The organism is Streptomyces sp. cg36 (assembly GCF_041080675.1).
In the GTDB taxonomy this organism is placed as follows: domain Bacteria; phylum Actinomycetota; class Actinomycetes; order Streptomycetales; family Streptomycetaceae; genus Streptomyces.
On sequence record NZ_CP163520.1, the window covers coordinates 1,376,366 to 1,391,130 of the forward strand.

The 14,765-nt window shown below is 73.0% G+C and carries 11 protein-coding genes; 5 read left to right on the plus strand and 6 right to left on the minus strand.

Annotated elements, in window-relative coordinates; translation table 11 throughout:
* Nucleotides 1-44: 44 nt before the first annotated feature.
* Complete coding sequence (locus AB5J87_RS06160; RefSeq protein ID WP_369374799.1) at nt 45-1,061, minus strand: oxidoreductase; 1,017 nt, start codon at nt 1,059-1,061, stop codon at nt 45-47.
* A gap of 66 nt (nt 1,062-1,127) precedes the next feature.
* Here AB5J87_RS06160 and AB5J87_RS06165 point away from each other — a divergent pair, with 66 nt between their 5' ends.
* A complete protein-coding gene (locus tag AB5J87_RS06165; protein WP_369374802.1) occupies nt 1,128-2,057 on the plus strand; it encodes an FAD-dependent oxidoreductase in 930 nt (309 codons plus the stop codon).
* Between the two features lie 15 nt (nt 2,058-2,072).
* On the opposite strand, the gene AB5J87_RS06170 is transcribed toward AB5J87_RS06165, so the two are convergent.
* A complete protein-coding gene (locus AB5J87_RS06170) occupies nt 2,073-3,347 on the minus strand; it encodes a M14 family metallocarboxypeptidase (protein WP_369374804.1) in 1,275 nt (424 codons plus the stop codon).
* The gene (locus tag AB5J87_RS06175) at nt 3,344-5,338 is read right to left on the minus strand and encodes a Xaa-Pro dipeptidyl-peptidase (RefSeq protein ID WP_369374806.1); all 1,995 of its coding nucleotides are present in this window, start codon (nt 5,336-5,338) and stop codon (nt 3,344-3,346) included. The genes AB5J87_RS06170 and AB5J87_RS06175 overlap by 4 nt, the downstream gene beginning before the upstream one ends.
* Nucleotides 5,339-5,529: 191 nt before the next feature.
* Between AB5J87_RS06175 and AB5J87_RS06180 the strand changes: the two genes are divergently transcribed.
* Together AB5J87_RS06180 and AB5J87_RS06185 are read left to right on the plus strand one after the other, a co-directional pair.
* Nucleotides 5,530-7,026, plus strand: coding sequence for a M1 family metallopeptidase (locus tag AB5J87_RS06180; protein WP_369374808.1), 1,497 nt, complete (start codon nt 5,530-5,532; stop codon nt 7,024-7,026).
* Between the two features lie 178 nt (nt 7,027-7,204).
* Entirely contained in the window at nt 7,205-8,236 is a 1,032-nt protein-coding gene (locus AB5J87_RS06185; RefSeq protein WP_369374810.1) for a LacI family DNA-binding transcriptional regulator, read from the plus strand.
* On the opposite strand, the gene AB5J87_RS06190 is transcribed toward AB5J87_RS06185, so the two are convergent.
* Nucleotides 8,199-9,113 carry an oxygenase MpaB family protein gene (locus tag AB5J87_RS06190; protein ID WP_369374812.1) on the minus strand — a complete coding sequence of 305 codons (915 nt, stop codon included), beginning with the start codon at nt 9,111-9,113 and terminating at the stop codon, nt 8,199-8,201. The two genes, AB5J87_RS06185 and AB5J87_RS06190, sit on opposite strands and share 38 nt — an antisense overlap.
* 262 nt (nt 9,114-9,375) lie before the next feature.
* On the opposite strand from AB5J87_RS06190, the gene sph reads away from it, so the two are divergent.
* Nucleotides 9,376-10,368 (plus strand): sphingomyelin phosphodiesterase, encoded by a 993-nt coding sequence (gene sph / locus AB5J87_RS06195; protein WP_369374814.1) that lies wholly within the window; start codon nt 9,376-9,378, stop codon nt 10,366-10,368.
* Between the two features lie 97 nt (nt 10,369-10,465).
* Nucleotides 10,466-11,203 (plus strand): MerR family transcriptional regulator, encoded by a 738-nt coding sequence (locus AB5J87_RS06200; RefSeq protein WP_369374816.1) that lies wholly within the window; start codon nt 10,466-10,468, stop codon nt 11,201-11,203.
* A 120-nt stretch (nt 11,204-11,323) separates the two neighbouring features.
* On the opposite strand, the gene AB5J87_RS06205 is transcribed toward AB5J87_RS06200, so the two are convergent.
* Both AB5J87_RS06205 and AB5J87_RS06210 read right to left on the minus strand, forming a co-directional pair.
* Entirely contained in the window at nt 11,324-13,498 is a 2,175-nt protein-coding gene (locus tag AB5J87_RS06205; RefSeq protein ID WP_369374819.1) for a 3-hydroxyacyl-CoA dehydrogenase NAD-binding domain-containing protein, read from the minus strand.
* A 40-nt stretch (nt 13,499-13,538) separates the two neighbouring features.
* Nucleotides 13,539-14,753: an acetyl-CoA C-acetyltransferase gene (locus AB5J87_RS06210; protein WP_369374821.1), complete on the minus strand. Its 1,215-nt coding sequence runs from the start codon at nt 14,751-14,753 to the stop codon at nt 13,539-13,541.
* Nucleotides 14,754-14,765 lie beyond the last annotated feature (12 nt).

A 14,765-nucleotide genomic window follows, 5' to 3' on the forward strand; every position in this document is an offset into this window, starting at 1 on the left:
GGGGCGGCGGGCGGCCCGGGCGGGGCCCGTCGCGGCGGACCGTTTCAGCTCCGTACCGCCGTCGTGATCACCCCGCCGGTGGTCCGCGCCACCAGGAAGGACTCGCCGCGCATCAGTCGCGCGTCCAGCGGGACGCGGTGGCGACCGGGGTCGAGGACCGTGTCGAGGACCTCGCGGGTGTGGAGGCGGTGCAGCCGGTCGAGGCGGTACGCGGTGAGCCGGACCCGGCAGGTCGCGCCGACGGTGAGCAGGGCCTCCTCGGGGTTCGCGCCGAGCTCCAGCAGCCTGCGCTGGGCGAACGGGGTGCGGTCCAGGGCCTGTTCCAGCTGGGCGACCAGGAGCGGGGTGATGGGCGCCAGGCCGGTCACGTACGCCGGGTGGGCGCGGGCGCGGGCGAACGCGGCCCGCACCGCCGCCCGTTCGGCGTCCGGGACGGCCCGGCCGAAGGCGACGGCGCCGTAGGTGGTCAGCTCGTCGGGGCTGGCGCGGGTCACGTCGTGGGCGATGTCCGCGCCGATGCCGATGGAGCGCAGCGCGGCGGCGAGTCTGCCGAGGACGGCGGCGCGGGCGCCGATGAGCAGCACCCGGCGCCGGGGCGGCTCCTCCGCGAGCAGCCGTTCCAGGGCGGCTCTGTACTCCTCGGCGCGGAAGCGGAACGGGCCTATCCCGTGGTAGCCGTCGCGCTCCAGGTCGAGCGCGGGCTCGGTCTGCCAGGCGAAGTCGCGCCAGACGATGTCGTCCCCGGACCGCTCGATGACGGCGGTGACCGCGCCGCACGCCAGGTCCTCGCACTCGGGGCAGGCGTACACCACGTACCGCCCGTCGGCGAGCGGCGGTTCGGACTCCAGGAGCAGACTGCTGACCTGGGCGCTCAGGATGGCGGGCGGCACGTCGGCGGCGAGCGGCGAGACGGCGTCGAGGTCGGCGAGCTGGAGCAGCAGGGGACGGCCGTCGACGACGAAGTCCATGAACTCGCGGTGCAGCTGCGGTGATCCGTTGCCCGGGACTTCGCCCGCCCGCATCGCGGGGGCCAGTCCGAAGGACGCGTACGCGGCAGACATGCCGGGAGTATTCCCCTCCGTCGGCCGATCCGAGCACGGCATCACCCATTCCGCTACCGTCCGGGCATGAGCGATCAGATCATCGTGCTGGGTGCGGGTGTCATCGGTCTGACGACGGCCGTCGTCCTCGCGGAGTCCGGCCGTCAGGTGCGGGTGTGGAGCCGGGATCCGGCCGGGGAGACGACGTCGGCGGTGGCGGGGGCGCTGTGGTGGCCGTACCGCATCGAGCCCGCCGACCGGGTCGGCGCGTGGGCGCTGGCCTCCCTGCGGGTCTACGAGGAGCTGGCCGCCGAGCCGGAGAGCACCGGGGTGCGGCTCGTCGAGGGGCTGCACGGCGGGCTGCGCCTCGCCGGACTGGGGCCGTGGGCGGCCCGGGTGGCGGGGCTCGCCGAGACCCCCGAGGGGGTGCGCGCGCGGCTTCCGCTGATCGACATGCCGGTCCATCTGGCCTGGCTGCGCCGCCGTCTGGAGGCGGCGGGCGGCACCGTGGAGAGCCGGGCGGCCGACACGTTCCCCGCGGCGCCGGTGGTGGTCAACTGCACGGGCCTCGGCGCCCGCGAGCTGGTGCCGGACCCGGGAGTGCGGCCGGTGCGGGGCCAGTTGGTGGTCGTGGAGAACCCCGGGGTGCGCGAGTGGTACACCAGCGTCGACCACGGCGCCGAGAGCACCTACTTCTTCCCCCAGCCGTACGGGCTGCTGCTCGGCGGCACCGCGCACGAGGACGAGTGGGACCTCGCCCCCGACCCGCGCACGGCCGCGGCGATCGTGGCCCGGTGCGCGCGGGTGCGCCCGGAGATCGCCGGGGCGCGGGTGCTGGCCCACCGGGCGGGGCTGCGGCCGGTACGGGACGCGGGGGTGCGCATCGAGGCCGAACGCACCGCGTCGGGCGGCCTGTTGGTGCACCACTACGGCCACGGCGGCGCCGGGGTCACGGTGGCCTGGGGATGTGCGCGGGAGGCAGCCGCCCTGGCCACCTCCCGCGCTCCCCTCCGCTGAGGACCCGGCCGCGGCTCAGCAGCGCGTGACGGGTTCGGCCGCCGTCAGCCCGTACTGCGCCCGGGCGTCGAGCAGCAGCGGCACGAGGGCCCGCAGCGACTGGCGCAGCGGGACGAACGCGCCGTCGCCGGACCGCCGCACCTGGACGCCGTGGAGCGCGAGCCGGTCCTTGACCTCGGCGTACTGGGCCGGGGTGAGGCGGTAGCCGCAGGGCGGGTCGGCCAGGGTCTGCCCGGCGGTGGCGGGTTCGTTGTCCGCCCCGCCGAGGTAGACCGGCCCCCGGTCGCGGTATCCGGCGAGCCGGGCGGCCCCGGTGGCCGCCGCGATCCGGCCGGTGCGCTCCGCGGTGAAGGAGAGCAGCCCGCGCACCCCGCTGAGCTGGGAGATCACCCGGCGTCTGCGGTTGACCGCCGGGTCGGCCCGTTCGGCGTCGGTGGCCGGGTCGGCCCGGCTCTCGACGAGCAGGCCCACCGCGTGCTTGATGCCCGCCGTGTTGCGCAGGATCCGCTCCTGACCGTCGCCCGCGACCTGTTTGACGGGTTCGCCGGTGACGGGGTCGGTCCAGATGCCGTAGGTGCCGGTGGAGAAGCCGTCCGCGTGGGCCGCCGCGCGCACGTACGCCGCCGACAGCGTCCGGGCCTCCTCGTGCACCGCGCCGTCGGTGTTGAGGTTGCGCGGCCACAGGTCGAACAGGTCCTTGTCGTAGTACCCGGGCGTGGCCCCGTACTCGTGCAGGTCGTAGACGACGTCCGGGTGCTCGTCGCGCAGCACGCCCGCCACGGCCCGCGCCTCGGCCGTCCGCAGCGCGATGTGGTCGCGGTTGACGTCGACGCCCTCGGCGTTGACGCGGGTGCCGGCGGCCCGGCCGTCCGGGTTGGCGGTCGGCACCACGTAGAACGTGGTGCGCGCCAGCAGTTGCCGGGTGGCCCGGTCCCGGGCGAACGCGAGGTCGCGGACGGTGGTCAGACACGCCTCGCGGCCCGCCGGTTCGTCACCGTGCTGGCTGCACACCAGCAGGACCCGGCCGGGGGTGCGCCCGGTGCCGACCCGGACCAGCTGGAGCGGGCGGCCCTGGCTGGTGGTGCCGATCCGCCGCACCGAGGCGCGGTCGCTGCCCCGGTCGACGGCGGCCAGGAACTCCTGCTCCTCGTCCTGGCCGGTCCAGCGCGCCCCGGCGCTCGTCTCGAAGCCGGTGCGGGGCTCGGCGGAGGTGGCCCGGGCCGGGGCCGTGACCAGGGGCACGGCGAGCGCGGCCCCGGTCAGGCCCAGGACCAGGGTGCGGCCCCTCACCGTTCTCCCGGGACCGGCGTGGCCGGACGCGGGCCCGCCACGCCCGCCGGGTGCGAGAGCGCCGGGGCGACCCGGGCGGGCGTGCCGGAGGTGGCCTTCACGAACGCCCGCACGCCGCCGACCAGCGGCAGGTTCGCGGCGGTGCGGGTGAGGTCCAGGGTGAGGGTGGGACGGCTGGCGGGCGGGTCGATGAGGTCCCGGTCGGTGCCCGCGACGATCAGCGCGAGACGGTGTCCGGCCGGGACGACGTGGTCGGTGGCGTGCAGGTCGAGGGTGATCGTGTACGGCGTGCCCGGGGTGAGCGGACGGCCGGTGCCGCCCGCGTAGTGGCCGAGGTCGGCCCAGCCCCGGCTGAACACCGTGTAGTCGACGGCCTTCTTGGCGGCGCTGGTCACCTTGTAGCAGGCGCTGTCCCCGGCGGTGCTGTCGCCCCAGCAGGTGCGGTCGGTGCCGGTGAGGATGCCCGCGCCCGCGCCCGCGTAGTCGCGGATGGTGTCCGGCCCGAGGTCGACCAGGACCGCCGAGAGATGGGCGCTGGTGGTGGTCGGGGTGGCGGTGACGGTGACCCGGGAGGAGCCGGACAGGCGCAGGTCCTGGGTGAGCGGCTTGCTGAGGAACCCGGCCTTCTCGGCGGTCGGCCGGTCCACGGCGGCGGCCCAGCCGGTCTCGTCGACCGCGGGGTCGTCGGTGAACGTCTCGCTCGCGCCCGCGGGCGCCGCGGTGGTGCCGAGGCCGCCCACGCCGGGCGCGGCACCGGGCAGCGGGCGCAGCACGGCGTCCCGGGTGCCCGCCGGGGGCCAGCTCCGGTCGGTGGACCACTGGTCGGGGTGGCGCTCGACGTCGGCCATCGGCTGCCGCTCGATGCCGTTGTCGTAGCCGAGGAGGTAGTGGTCGAACCACTGGTGGAGGGTGGCGACCCAGTCCGCGCGGCGGTAGTCGAAGGGGTCGACGTGGCCGGTCTGGGAGAGCCAGATCTTGCGCTCGACGCCGTGCGCGGCCAGCGCGTCCCACCACTGGCCGAAGTTCTTGGTGCGCACGTTCAGGTCCTGCATGCCGTGCACGACGAAGACGCTCGCCCTGACCTTGCCCGCCTCGGCCGCGTAGTCGCGCCCGCTCCACAGCGGGGTCCAGTCGCCGGTGCGCGGCGCCCCGTCGACGAGCTCCTGCTGCACGGCGGCGCAGTGGGCCTGTGCCTGGGGGCTCTCGACGTAGTTGCTGAGCCAGTCGGGGCCGGAGTCGTAGAGCGGGGCGCCCTTGGCGAAGTAGTAGTCGTACCAGGAGGATATGGAGCTGATCGGGACGATCGTCTTGAGTCCCTCGACCCCGGTGGCGGCCACGCCGTTGGCTATGGTGCCGTCCCAGCTCTTGCCGATCATGCCGGTGCGGCCGTTGCTCCAGCTCGCCGCGGCGCGCTGGGTGCCGGTGCGGGTGGTGTAGCCGCGGGCGCGGCCGTTGAGCCAGTCGACGACGGCCTTGGCGGACGCCACGTCGGAGGGGCCGCCGATGTCGACGCAGCCGTCCGAGCGATTGGTTCCGGCCAGGTCGACGCCGATGAAGGCGTAGCCGCGCGGGACGAAGTAGTTGTCGTAGAAGAGCGGCATCTGGACGACGTCGCCCTGGGCGTCGTACGTCTTGAGCTGGCTCTCGTTGCCGCGCCCGCAGCAGGAGTAGTACGGGGAGGCGTCCATGATGACCGGAACCCGGCGGCCCTGCGCGGCGGGCTCGCGGGGGCGGACTATGTCGACGGCGACCCGGTCGGTGCGGCCGTCGCGGTCCTCGTCGAGGCCGGTGTCGACCCAGACGGACTCGCGTATCGCGTTCGCGTACGAGTAGACGGGCCGGCTCTCCTTGGCGCGGGCCGCCTGGGCGCCCAGCGGGGTGAGGAACACGGCCGTCAGGGCGGCGGCGACCGCCACGACCAGCAGACGCGCCCGGGCGGGCGACCGGAGCGATCGAAACCTCGTGCGGATGGACCGCGCAGCAATCGGCATGCGCGGACGCTACTCCTGTCAACTCCCGCGCAAAAGAGGGCAGACAAGGTCCAGAAGTGAGCCCGGTGCGGGCAAGTCATCATGTCGGCGCAATGGCGATCGTGTGACAGGAGGGGCCATGGACATGACCCGCGCACGGAGCGCTGAATAGGGTCCGAAGAGATCGTGCACCCCGACGACTTGGAGCACTCGTGCACCGCAAAATCATCGCCCCGAGCGTGCTCGCCGCGTCCCTGCTGCTGGCGATCCCGGCATCGGCCACGGACTTCACCCCGGGTGCGCCGGGTATCGGCGACCCCTACTACCCGAGCAGCGGCAACGGCGGCTACGACGTCTCCCACTACGACCTGAGACTGAAGTACCAGCCGGCCACCGACCTCCTCGAAGGCACGGCCACGATCCTCGCCACCACCACCCAGAACCTCTCCCGCTTCAACCTCGACTTCGGGCTCAAGGTCAGCGAGGTGCTGGTCAACGGCTCCAAGGCGACGTTCGCCAAGTCCGGCACCCAGGAGCTGGAGATCACCCCGGCCGCGCCGCTCACCAAGGGCCGGTCGGTCACGGTGGTGGTGAAGTACGCGGGCAAGCCGTCCGAGCTCAGCATCGCCGGGTACACGGCCTGGCACCGCACCCCGGACGGCGGCGTCGCGGCCCAGGAGCCCGACTCGGCCGTCTGGTGGTTCCCCTCCAACGACCACCCGCTGGACAAGGCCACCTTCGACGTGTCGGTACTGGTGCCCGACGGCACCCAGGCGGTCAGCAACGGCACGCTCCAGTCGCAGAGTTCGGCGCGCGGCTGGACCCGCTACAACTGGCGCTCCAACAAGCCGCAGGCCACGTATCTGACGACGCTGGCGATCGGCAAGTTCGACATCACCACCGACACGCTCGCCAACGGGCTGCCGGTCATCAACGCGTACAGCAAGGACCTCGGTGACAACGACGGCGCCGCGCGCGCCAGCGTCGAGCGCACCAAGGAGGTCGCCGAGTGGCTGACCGGCCTCTACGGCCCCTACCCCTTCAACTCGGTCGGCGGCTATGTGCCCAATGTGACCTCGGGCTTCGCCCTGGAGACCCAGACGCGGCCGTACTACAGCCCCAAGCAGTTCGCGAACGGCGCCAACGTCTCGGTGGTCGTCCACGAACTGGCCCACCAGTGGTACGGCGACAGCGTCTCGGTCGACGGCTGGAAGGACATCTGGAACAACGAGGGCTTCGCCCGCTACGCCCAGTGGCTCTGGTCGGAGAAGGAGGGCGAGGGCACCGCGCAGGAGCTCGCGGACTACGTGTACGCGCAGCACCCGGCCGACGACCCGTTCTGGAAGGTCAAGCCGGGCGACCCGGGCCCGGACAACCAGTTCGACCTGGCCGTCTACGACCGGGGCGCGCTCGCGATCCAGGCGCTGCGCAACGCGGTCGGCGACAAGAGCTTCTTCGCCATCCTCAAGGGCTGGCCCACCGCCCACCGGTACGGCAACGCCAACGTCGGCGACTTCGTGGCGTACGCCGAGAAGGCGTCGGGCAAGCCGCTCGCCCAGCTCTTCGACACCTGGCTCTACCAGCCGACGCGGCCGGGCGCCCCGGCCGCGAAGAAGGCGAGGGTGGCGCTCGCCTCCGGTGCGCGGGCGGTCCAGCCCAAGTCCTGGCAGAAGATCGCGGCGACGAACTCGATCCACGACCACCGCTGATCCCGTCCGCGGTGGGCGGGTGCGACCGCGGAGCCCGCGCCCGCCCACCGTGTGCGCCTGCCCCCGGCGGCGCCGGGCAACCATCGGACGGCCCTCGGACGGGACTTGGCACCCGCTAGCCTGAGCCGCGGCGCACCGCCGTGCGCCGCGCACCCGCCGCGCCCGAGGAGCAGCCGCCTTGACCGAGCAGTACGCCGGGTCCCGGCCCACCCTGGAAGCCGTCGCGGCGCGGGCCGGGGTCTCCCGGGCCACCGCCTCCCGGGTGGTCAACGGCGGCACGGGCGTACGGCCGCCGCTCGTCGACAAGGTGCGCCGGGCGGTCGAGGAGCTCGGTTACGTGCCCAACCACGCCGCCCGCACCCTGGTGACCCGGCGCACCGAGGCCGTCGCCGTGATCATCGCCGAGCCGGAGGTCCGGATCTTCTCCGATCCGTTCTTCTCCCAGCAGATCCGGGGCATCAGCAAGGAACTGACCGCGCACGACACCCAGTTGGTGCTGCTCCTGGTGGAGGGGCCGGGCGACTACGACCGGATCGCGCGCTATCTGGCGGGCGGCCACGTGGACGGCGCGCTGGCCTTCTCGCTGCACACCGACGACCCGCTGCCCGCGATGGCCCGCCGCGCCCGGGTGCCCACGGTGTACGGGGGCCGCCCGGGCTGGACGGTGGCACCGGACGAGGAGCCGGTGGCGTACGTGGACGCCGACAACCGGGGCGGCGCGCGGGCGGCCGTGCGCCATCTGCTCGCGCTCGGCCGCACCCGGATCGCCCACATCTGCGGCCCGCGCGACCAGACTTCGGCCACCGACCGGCTCGACGGCTACCGCGACGTGCTGCCCGGCCCGGCCGCGGAGCTGGTGGAGGAGGGCGCCTTCACGGTGGAGAGCGGGGCCCGCGCGATGGCCCGGCTGCTGGAGCGGCGCCCGGACCTGGACGCGGTGTTCGCCGCCAACGACCTGATGGCGTCGGGTGCGTTGCGCGTGCTGCGCGAGCGCGGGCGCCGGGTGCCCGAGGACGTGGCGGTGGTCGGCTTCGACGACATGAGCGGGGTGGCCGAGACGACCGACCCGCCGCTGACCACCGTCCGCCAGGACATAGAAGGGATGGGCCGGCTGATGGCGCGGCTGCTGCTGCGCGGCGCGGCCGACGGGGGCCCGGGGCCGAGCTCGGTGATCACCGAGACGGCGCTGGTGCGGCGGGCCTCGGCGTGACCCGGCGGCGGGCGGCGGCCCGGCGGCGGGCCCGCGCCCTGCGTGCGAGCGGGAGGTAGCGCAGCCGCTCGGGCAGCACGGGCACGACGGCCCGCACCACCCGGCCGAGCCGGCGCAGCTTCCGCTCCTGCGCGTCGCTCCATTCGAGCCCCAGCGCCGCACGCGCGTCGGGCGGCAGGAAGCCGATGGAGAGGAAGCGCCGCAGGCGCAGATAGCGCGGCAGCAGCACGGGCCAGAGCAGCCGCAGCACCAGCCGTACGGGCAGCGGCCCCCGGTCGGGGGCGGGCACCCGCGCCCCGGTCGACAGCAGCTCCTCGACCACGGGGTTGGTGGCGATCTCGTCGGCGAGCACCTTGCGGTAGTACGGCCAGAACTCCTCGATGGTCTGCGGCATGTCCCGGTCGCGGATCCCCAGGATCCGGCCGACCCGCAGCCACTCCGCGTACATCCGCCGCTCCTGGGCCTCGGTGAAGGGGCGGCCGAGGTACTTCTGGGAGTGGGTGAAGACGGGGTAGCCGGTGGCGTGCACCCAGGCGTAGTTGGCCGGGGTGAGGGCGTGGTAGCGGCGGCCCCGGGGGTCGGTGCCCCGCACGGTCCGGTGCACCTCGCGCAGCCGCCGCCCCTCCTCGGCCGCCTCCTCTCCCCCGTAGACCCACAGCTGGAGCGAGCGCAGCGAGCGTTCGCCGCGGCCCCAGGGGTCGGTCCGGAACACCGAGTGCTCGTCGACCCCGGCGCCGACGGCCGGGTGCGCCACCTGGAGGGTGAACGCGGCGGGCAGCGTGAGCAGCGTCCGCACGTCCCCGGCGAGGCTCCACAGGACGCCGCCGGGGGGCGGCGGGATGGGGTCGGGGGCGGTGGAGGTGCGGCTCTCGCTCATGCATCCAGGAATATCAGATATCAGATGACATATTTTGATATCTGATACCCCAACGGCCACTTCCCGACCGCCCCGCCTCCCACCCGCGCAAGCCCCGCCCCACCGCCTCGCCCCACCGCCTCGACCCCATTGTCCCGATCTTGTTGTTCTGATCATTGAAATCGGTCAAGGCAGTGGTCGCACGACGGTTACCCCGAGGTAACTCCAGCTGCTTTGATGTGCGCGCCAGTCCAACCCCCCACTCTTCCCACGGGAGTTTTCTGTGCCGCACTCCGCTCTGCGCCGTGTCCCCGGCGCGGCCCTCGCCGCCGCGCTCACGGCCGTCACGCTGGCCACCGCCGCCCCCTCGGCCTCGGCCGCCACCGCTGCCCCGGCGGAGACGCCCAAGCTGAAGGTCCTCACGTACAACACCTTCATGATGAGCACCAACCTGTACCCCAACTGGGGCCAGGAGCACCGGGCGCAGGCCATACCGGCCGCCGGCTTCTTCCAGGGCAACGACGTGGTCGTGCTCCAGGAGTCGTTCGACAACACCACCTCGGACGCGCTGAAGCGGAACGCCGCCGCCCAGTACCCGTACCAGACCCCGGTCGTCGGCCGGTCCAAGGACGGCTGGGACGCCACCAGCGGTTCGTACTCCTCGACCACGCCCGAGGACGGCGGCGTCACCGTGCTCAGCAAGTGGCCGATCGTGCGCAAGGAGCAGATGATCTTCAAGGACGCCTGCGGCGCCGACTGGTGGTCCAACAAGGGCATCGCGTACGTCGTCCTGAACGTCAACGGCACCAAGGTGCACGTCGTCGGCACCCATCTGCAGTCCACCGACTCCGGCTGCGGCGCGGGCGAGGCGGCCAAGGACCGCTCGCTCCAGCTCAAGGCGGTCAAGTCGTTCCTCGACGCCAAGAACATCCCGGCCAACGAGCAGGTCATGCTCGCCGGTGACCTGAACGTCGACTCGCACGGCTCCGAGTACGCCTCGATGCTCACCGACGGCGGACTGGTCGCGGCGGACTCGCGCACCGGCCACACCTACTCGTTCGACACCGTCGAGAACTCGATCGCCGCCTACCGCTACCCCGGCGAGGCCCGCGAGGACCTGGACTACGTGCTCCACTACCAGGGGCACGCGCGGCCCTCGGGCTGGAACAACAACGTGGTCAAGGAGGAGTCGGCGCCCTGGACCGTGAGCAGTTGGGGCAAGAGCTACACGTACACCAACCTCTCCGACCACTACCCGCTGGTCGCGGGCGGCTGAGTCGCGGTGGCCCGCTGACCCGGGTGGGTGACAACAGTGGTGAGACAGCAATACTGTTGCATCGCAGTCCGCGCACCCGGGGAAACGAGGCACCGCCATGGCGACGGAGACCGAGGAGCCGACCCTGACGGTCGACGAACTGGCCGCGCGGGCCGGGGTCACCGTACGCACCATCCGTTTCTACAGCACGCGCGGGCTGCTGCCGCCGCCCGCGATCGGACCGCGCCGGGTCGGCCACTACGGCCCGGCGCACCTGTCCCGGCTCGCCCTCATCGAGGAGTTGCAGCACCACGGCATGACGCTGGCCGCCATCGAGCGGTACCTGGAGCAGTTGCCGGCCGATCTGAGCGCGCACGACCTGGCCATCCACCGGGCCGTGGTCGCCTCCTGGGCACCGGACGCCGCCGAGGAGACCACCCGGGCCGAGCTGGAGCGGCGGGCCGGGCGGGCGCTGTCCGACACCGACCTCGACCGGCTGGCCGCGATGAGCGTGCTGGAGCGCACCGAGGGCGGGACCGGGGCGTTCCTGGTGGACCCGGGGCTGCTCGCGCTCGGGGTGCAGCTGCTGGACGTGCCGATCGCCCACGAGACGATCCTGGCGGCCCGGACCGTGCTGCTCGAACACACCCGCTCGGCCGCGCACGAGCTGACCCGGCTCTTCCGCGACGAGGTGTGGAACCCGTACCGGGAGCGGGAGTCGGACCCCGACCACGTGGCGGCGATGCGGTCGCTGTCGGCCCATATGCAGCCGATGGTGGTGCAGGCGCTGGTCACCGCGTTCCAGCGCTCGCTCAGGGAGGAGCTGCGGGCGGCGTTCCGCGCGGAGAGCGAGTGACGGGCGGGGGATCCGCTCCCCCGCCCGTCATGTGTGCCGCGCCGAGGGCGCGGGCCGGGCCGGGGATCCGCTCCCCCGCCCGCACCCCTCTCCCGGCTCACGCCGCGCGCGAGCGCGACCTCACGCGTCGGCGAACCTCTCGCCCTTCTCCGCCTTCTCCACCAGCAGCGCGGGCGGCAGGAACCGGTCGCCGTAGCGCTCGGCCAGCTCGCGGGCGCGGGCCACGAAGCCCGGCAGACCCCCCTCGTAGCCGTTGATGTACTGGATCACGCCGCCCGTCCAGGCCGGGAAGCCGATGCCCATGATGGAGCCGATGTTGGCGTCCGCCACCGAGGTGAGGACGCCCTCCTCGAAGAGGCGGACGGTGTCCAGGGACTCCGCGAAGAGCATCCGCTCCTTCATGTCCTCGAAGGGGACGTCCGCGCCCGGCTTCCCGAAGTGCTCGCGCAGGCCCGGCCACAGCCGCACCCGCCTGCCGTCGCCGTCGTACTCGTAGAAGCCCGCGCCGCCGCTGCGGCCGGGGCGGCCGAACTCGTCCACCATGCGGTCGATGACCGCGTCCGCCGGGTGGCCGGGCCAGACGCCGCCCGCCTCCTCGACCGCGCGCCGCGTCTCGTCGCGGATCTTGCGCGGCAGGGTCAGGGTCAGCTCGTCCATCAGCGAGAGCACCTTGGCGGGGTAGCCCGCCTGGCCCGCGGCCTGCTCGATGGAGGCGGGCTCGACGCCCTCGCCGAGCATGGCCACGCCCTCGTTGATGAACTGGCCGATGACGCGGGAGGTGAAGAAGCCGCGCGAGTCGTTGACCACGATCGGGGTCTTCTTGATCTGGCGGACCAGGTCGAAGGCGCGGGCCAGCGCCTCGTCGCCGGTGCGCTCGCCCTTGATGATCTCGACCAGCGGCATCTTGTCGACCGGCGAGAAGAAGTGCAGCCCGATGAAGTCGGCCTGGCGCGAGACGCCCTCGGCGAGGCCGGTGATCGGCAGGGTCGAGGTGTTGGAGCAGAGCAGCGCGTCCGGCTCGACGACGTCCTGGATCTCCTGGAACACCTTGTGCTTGAGCTCGGTGTTCTCGAAGACCGCCTCGATCACCGCGTCGCAGCCCGCCAGGTCGCGCGGGTCGGCGGTCGGCGTGATGCGGGCGAGCAGTTCGTCGCGCTTGGCCTCGGTGGTGCGGCCCCGCGAGAGCGCCTTGGCGAGCAGCTTCTCCGAGTACGCCTTGCCCTTGTGGGCGGCCTCCGCCGAGACGTCCTTGAGGACGACCTCGATGCCGGCGCGCGCGCACGAGTAGGCGATGCCCGCGCCCATCATGCCGGCGCCGAGCACGGCGACCTTGCGGACCGGGCGGGGCTGGATGCCCTTGGGGCGGTTGGCGCCGGAGTTGACGGCCTGGAGGTCGAAGAAGAACGCCTGGATCATGTTCTTCGCGGTCTGGCCGGTGACCAGCTCGGTGAAGTAGCGCGCCTCGATGGTCAGCGCGGTCTCGAAGTCGACCTGGGAGCCCTCGACGGCGGCGGCCAGGATGTTGCGCGGGGCCGGGTAGGGGGCGCCGTTCAGCTGCTTCTTCAAGTTGGCCGGGAAGGCCGGGAGGTTGGCGGCGAACTTGGGGTTCGAGGGGGTGCCGCCCGGGATCCGGTAGCCCTTGACGTCCCAGGGCTGCTGGGACTCGGGGTGGGCGTCGATGAAGGCGCGGGCCTTGGCGAACATCTCCTCGGGGGTGGCCGCGACCTCGTGCACCAGCCCGTTCTCCAGCGCCCGCGCGGGGGTGTACTGGGTGCCCTGGAGCAGCACCTTGAGCAGCGCGTCCGCGATGCCCATCAGCCGTACGGTACGGGTGACGCCGCCGCCCGCCGGGAGCAGGCCGAGGGTGACCTCGGGCAGGCCGATCTTGGAGCCGGGAGCGTCCAGGGCGACGCGGTGGTGGCTGGCCAGCGCGATCTCGTAACCGCCGCCGAGGGCCGCGCCGTTGATGGCGGCGACGACCGGCTTGCCCAGCGTCTCGATGCGGCGCAGCGAGCCCTTGATGGCGGTGCCGGTGTCGAACGCCTGCTGGGCGTTCTCGGGGCCGACCCTGATCATGTCCTTGAGGTCGCCGCCCGCGAAGAAGGTCTTCTTGGCCGAGGTGTAGATGATGCCCCGGATGGAGTCCTTCTCGGCCTCGGCGCGGTCGGCGATCGCCGCGATGGAGTCCTTGAACGCCTGGTTCATGGTGTTGGCGGACTGGTTGGGGTCGTCCAGAACGAGGGTGACGACGCCGGTCTCGTCCTGCTCCCAGCGGATGGTCGTGCTTTCGGTCATTGCTCAGATCTCCGTATGAGGGGGTGCCGGGACGGGACGGTCAGAGACGCTCGACGACGGTGGCGATGCCCATGCCGCCGCCCACGCACAGCGTGGCGAGGCCGTAGCGCCGGTCCCGGCGCTCCAGCTCGTCGACGAGCGTGCCGAGGATCATCGCGCCGGTGGCGCCCAGCGGGTGGCCCATGGCGATGGCGCCGCCGTTGACGTTGATCCTGTCGAGCGGGAGGCCCATGTCCCGGGCGAAGCGCAGCACCACTCCGGCGAACGCCTCGTTGATCTCGACCAGGTCGATGTCGTCGATGGTCAGCCCGGCCTTGGCGAGCGCCTTGCGGGTGGCGGGGGCGGGGCCGGTGAGCATGATGGTGGGCTCGGAGCCGGAGACGGCCGCCGAGACGATCCGGGCGCGCGGGGTGAGCCCGTAGCGCTCGCCGACCTCGCGCGAGCCGATGGCGACCAGGGCGGCGCCGTCGACGATGCCGGAGGAGTTGCCCGCGTGGTGGACGTGGTCGATCCGCTCCACCCAGTGGTACTTCTGGAGCGCCACCGCGTCGAAGCCGCCCATCTCGCCGATGGCGGCGAACGACGGCTTGAGCGCCGCGAGCGAGTCGGCGGTGGTGCCGGGGCGCATGTGCTCGTCGTGGTCGAGGACGACCAGCCCGTTGCGGTCCTTCACCGGGACGACGGACCGGGCGAACCGGCCGTCCTTCCACGCCTCGGCGGCCCGCTCCTGGGAGAGCGCCGCGTACTCGTCGACGTCCCGGCGGGAGAAGCCCTCGATGGTGGCGATGAGGTCGGCGCCGATGCCCTGCGGGGCGAAGTTGGTGTCGAAGTTGGTCATCGGGTCGGCGAACCAGGCGCCGCCGTCGGAGGCCATCGGCACCCGCGACATGGACTCCACGCCGCCCGCGAGCACCAGGTCCTCCCAGCCCGAACGGACCTTGGCGGCGGCCAGGTTGACCGCTTCGAGGCCGGAGGCGCAGAAGCGGTTCTCCTGGACTCCGGCGACCGTGTCCGGCAGCCCGGCGGCGATGGCCGCGATCCGGGCGATGTCGGAGCCCTGGTCGCCGACCGGCCCGACCACGCCGAGGACGATGTCGTCGATCGCCGCCGGGTCGAGGCCGGGGAAGCGGCTGCGGATCTCGTGGATCAGACCGACGACCAGGTCGATCGGCTTGGTGCCGTGCAGGGAGCCGTTGGCCTTGCCCCGGCCGCGCGGGGTGCGGATCGCGTCGTACACATACGCTTCGGTGCTCACGGAAAAGCCTTT

Excerpts from the sequence above, each read along its gene's own strand:
- AB5J87_RS06190 (WP_369374812.1), bottom strand. The coding sequence starts at position 9,113 with ATGAGCGAGAGCCGCACCTCCACCGCCCCCGACCCCATCCCGCCGCCC.
- AB5J87_RS06205 (WP_369374819.1), bottom strand. The coding sequence starts at position 13,498 with ATGACCGAAAGCACGACCATCCGCTGGGAGCAGGACGAGACCGGCGTC.
- AB5J87_RS06160 (WP_369374799.1), bottom strand. The coding sequence starts at position 1,061 with ATGTCTGCCGCGTACGCGTCCTTCGGACTGGCCCCCGCGATGCGGGCG.
- AB5J87_RS06175 (WP_369374806.1), bottom strand. The coding sequence starts at position 5,338 with ATGCCGATTGCTGCGCGGTCCATCCGCACGAGGTTTCGATCGCTCCGG.
- AB5J87_RS06165 (WP_369374802.1), top strand. The coding sequence starts at position 1,128 with ATGAGCGATCAGATCATCGTGCTGGGTGCGGGTGTCATCGGTCTGACG.
- AB5J87_RS06200 (WP_369374816.1), top strand. The coding sequence starts at position 10,466 with ATGGCGACGGAGACCGAGGAGCCGACCCTGACGGTCGACGAACTGGCC.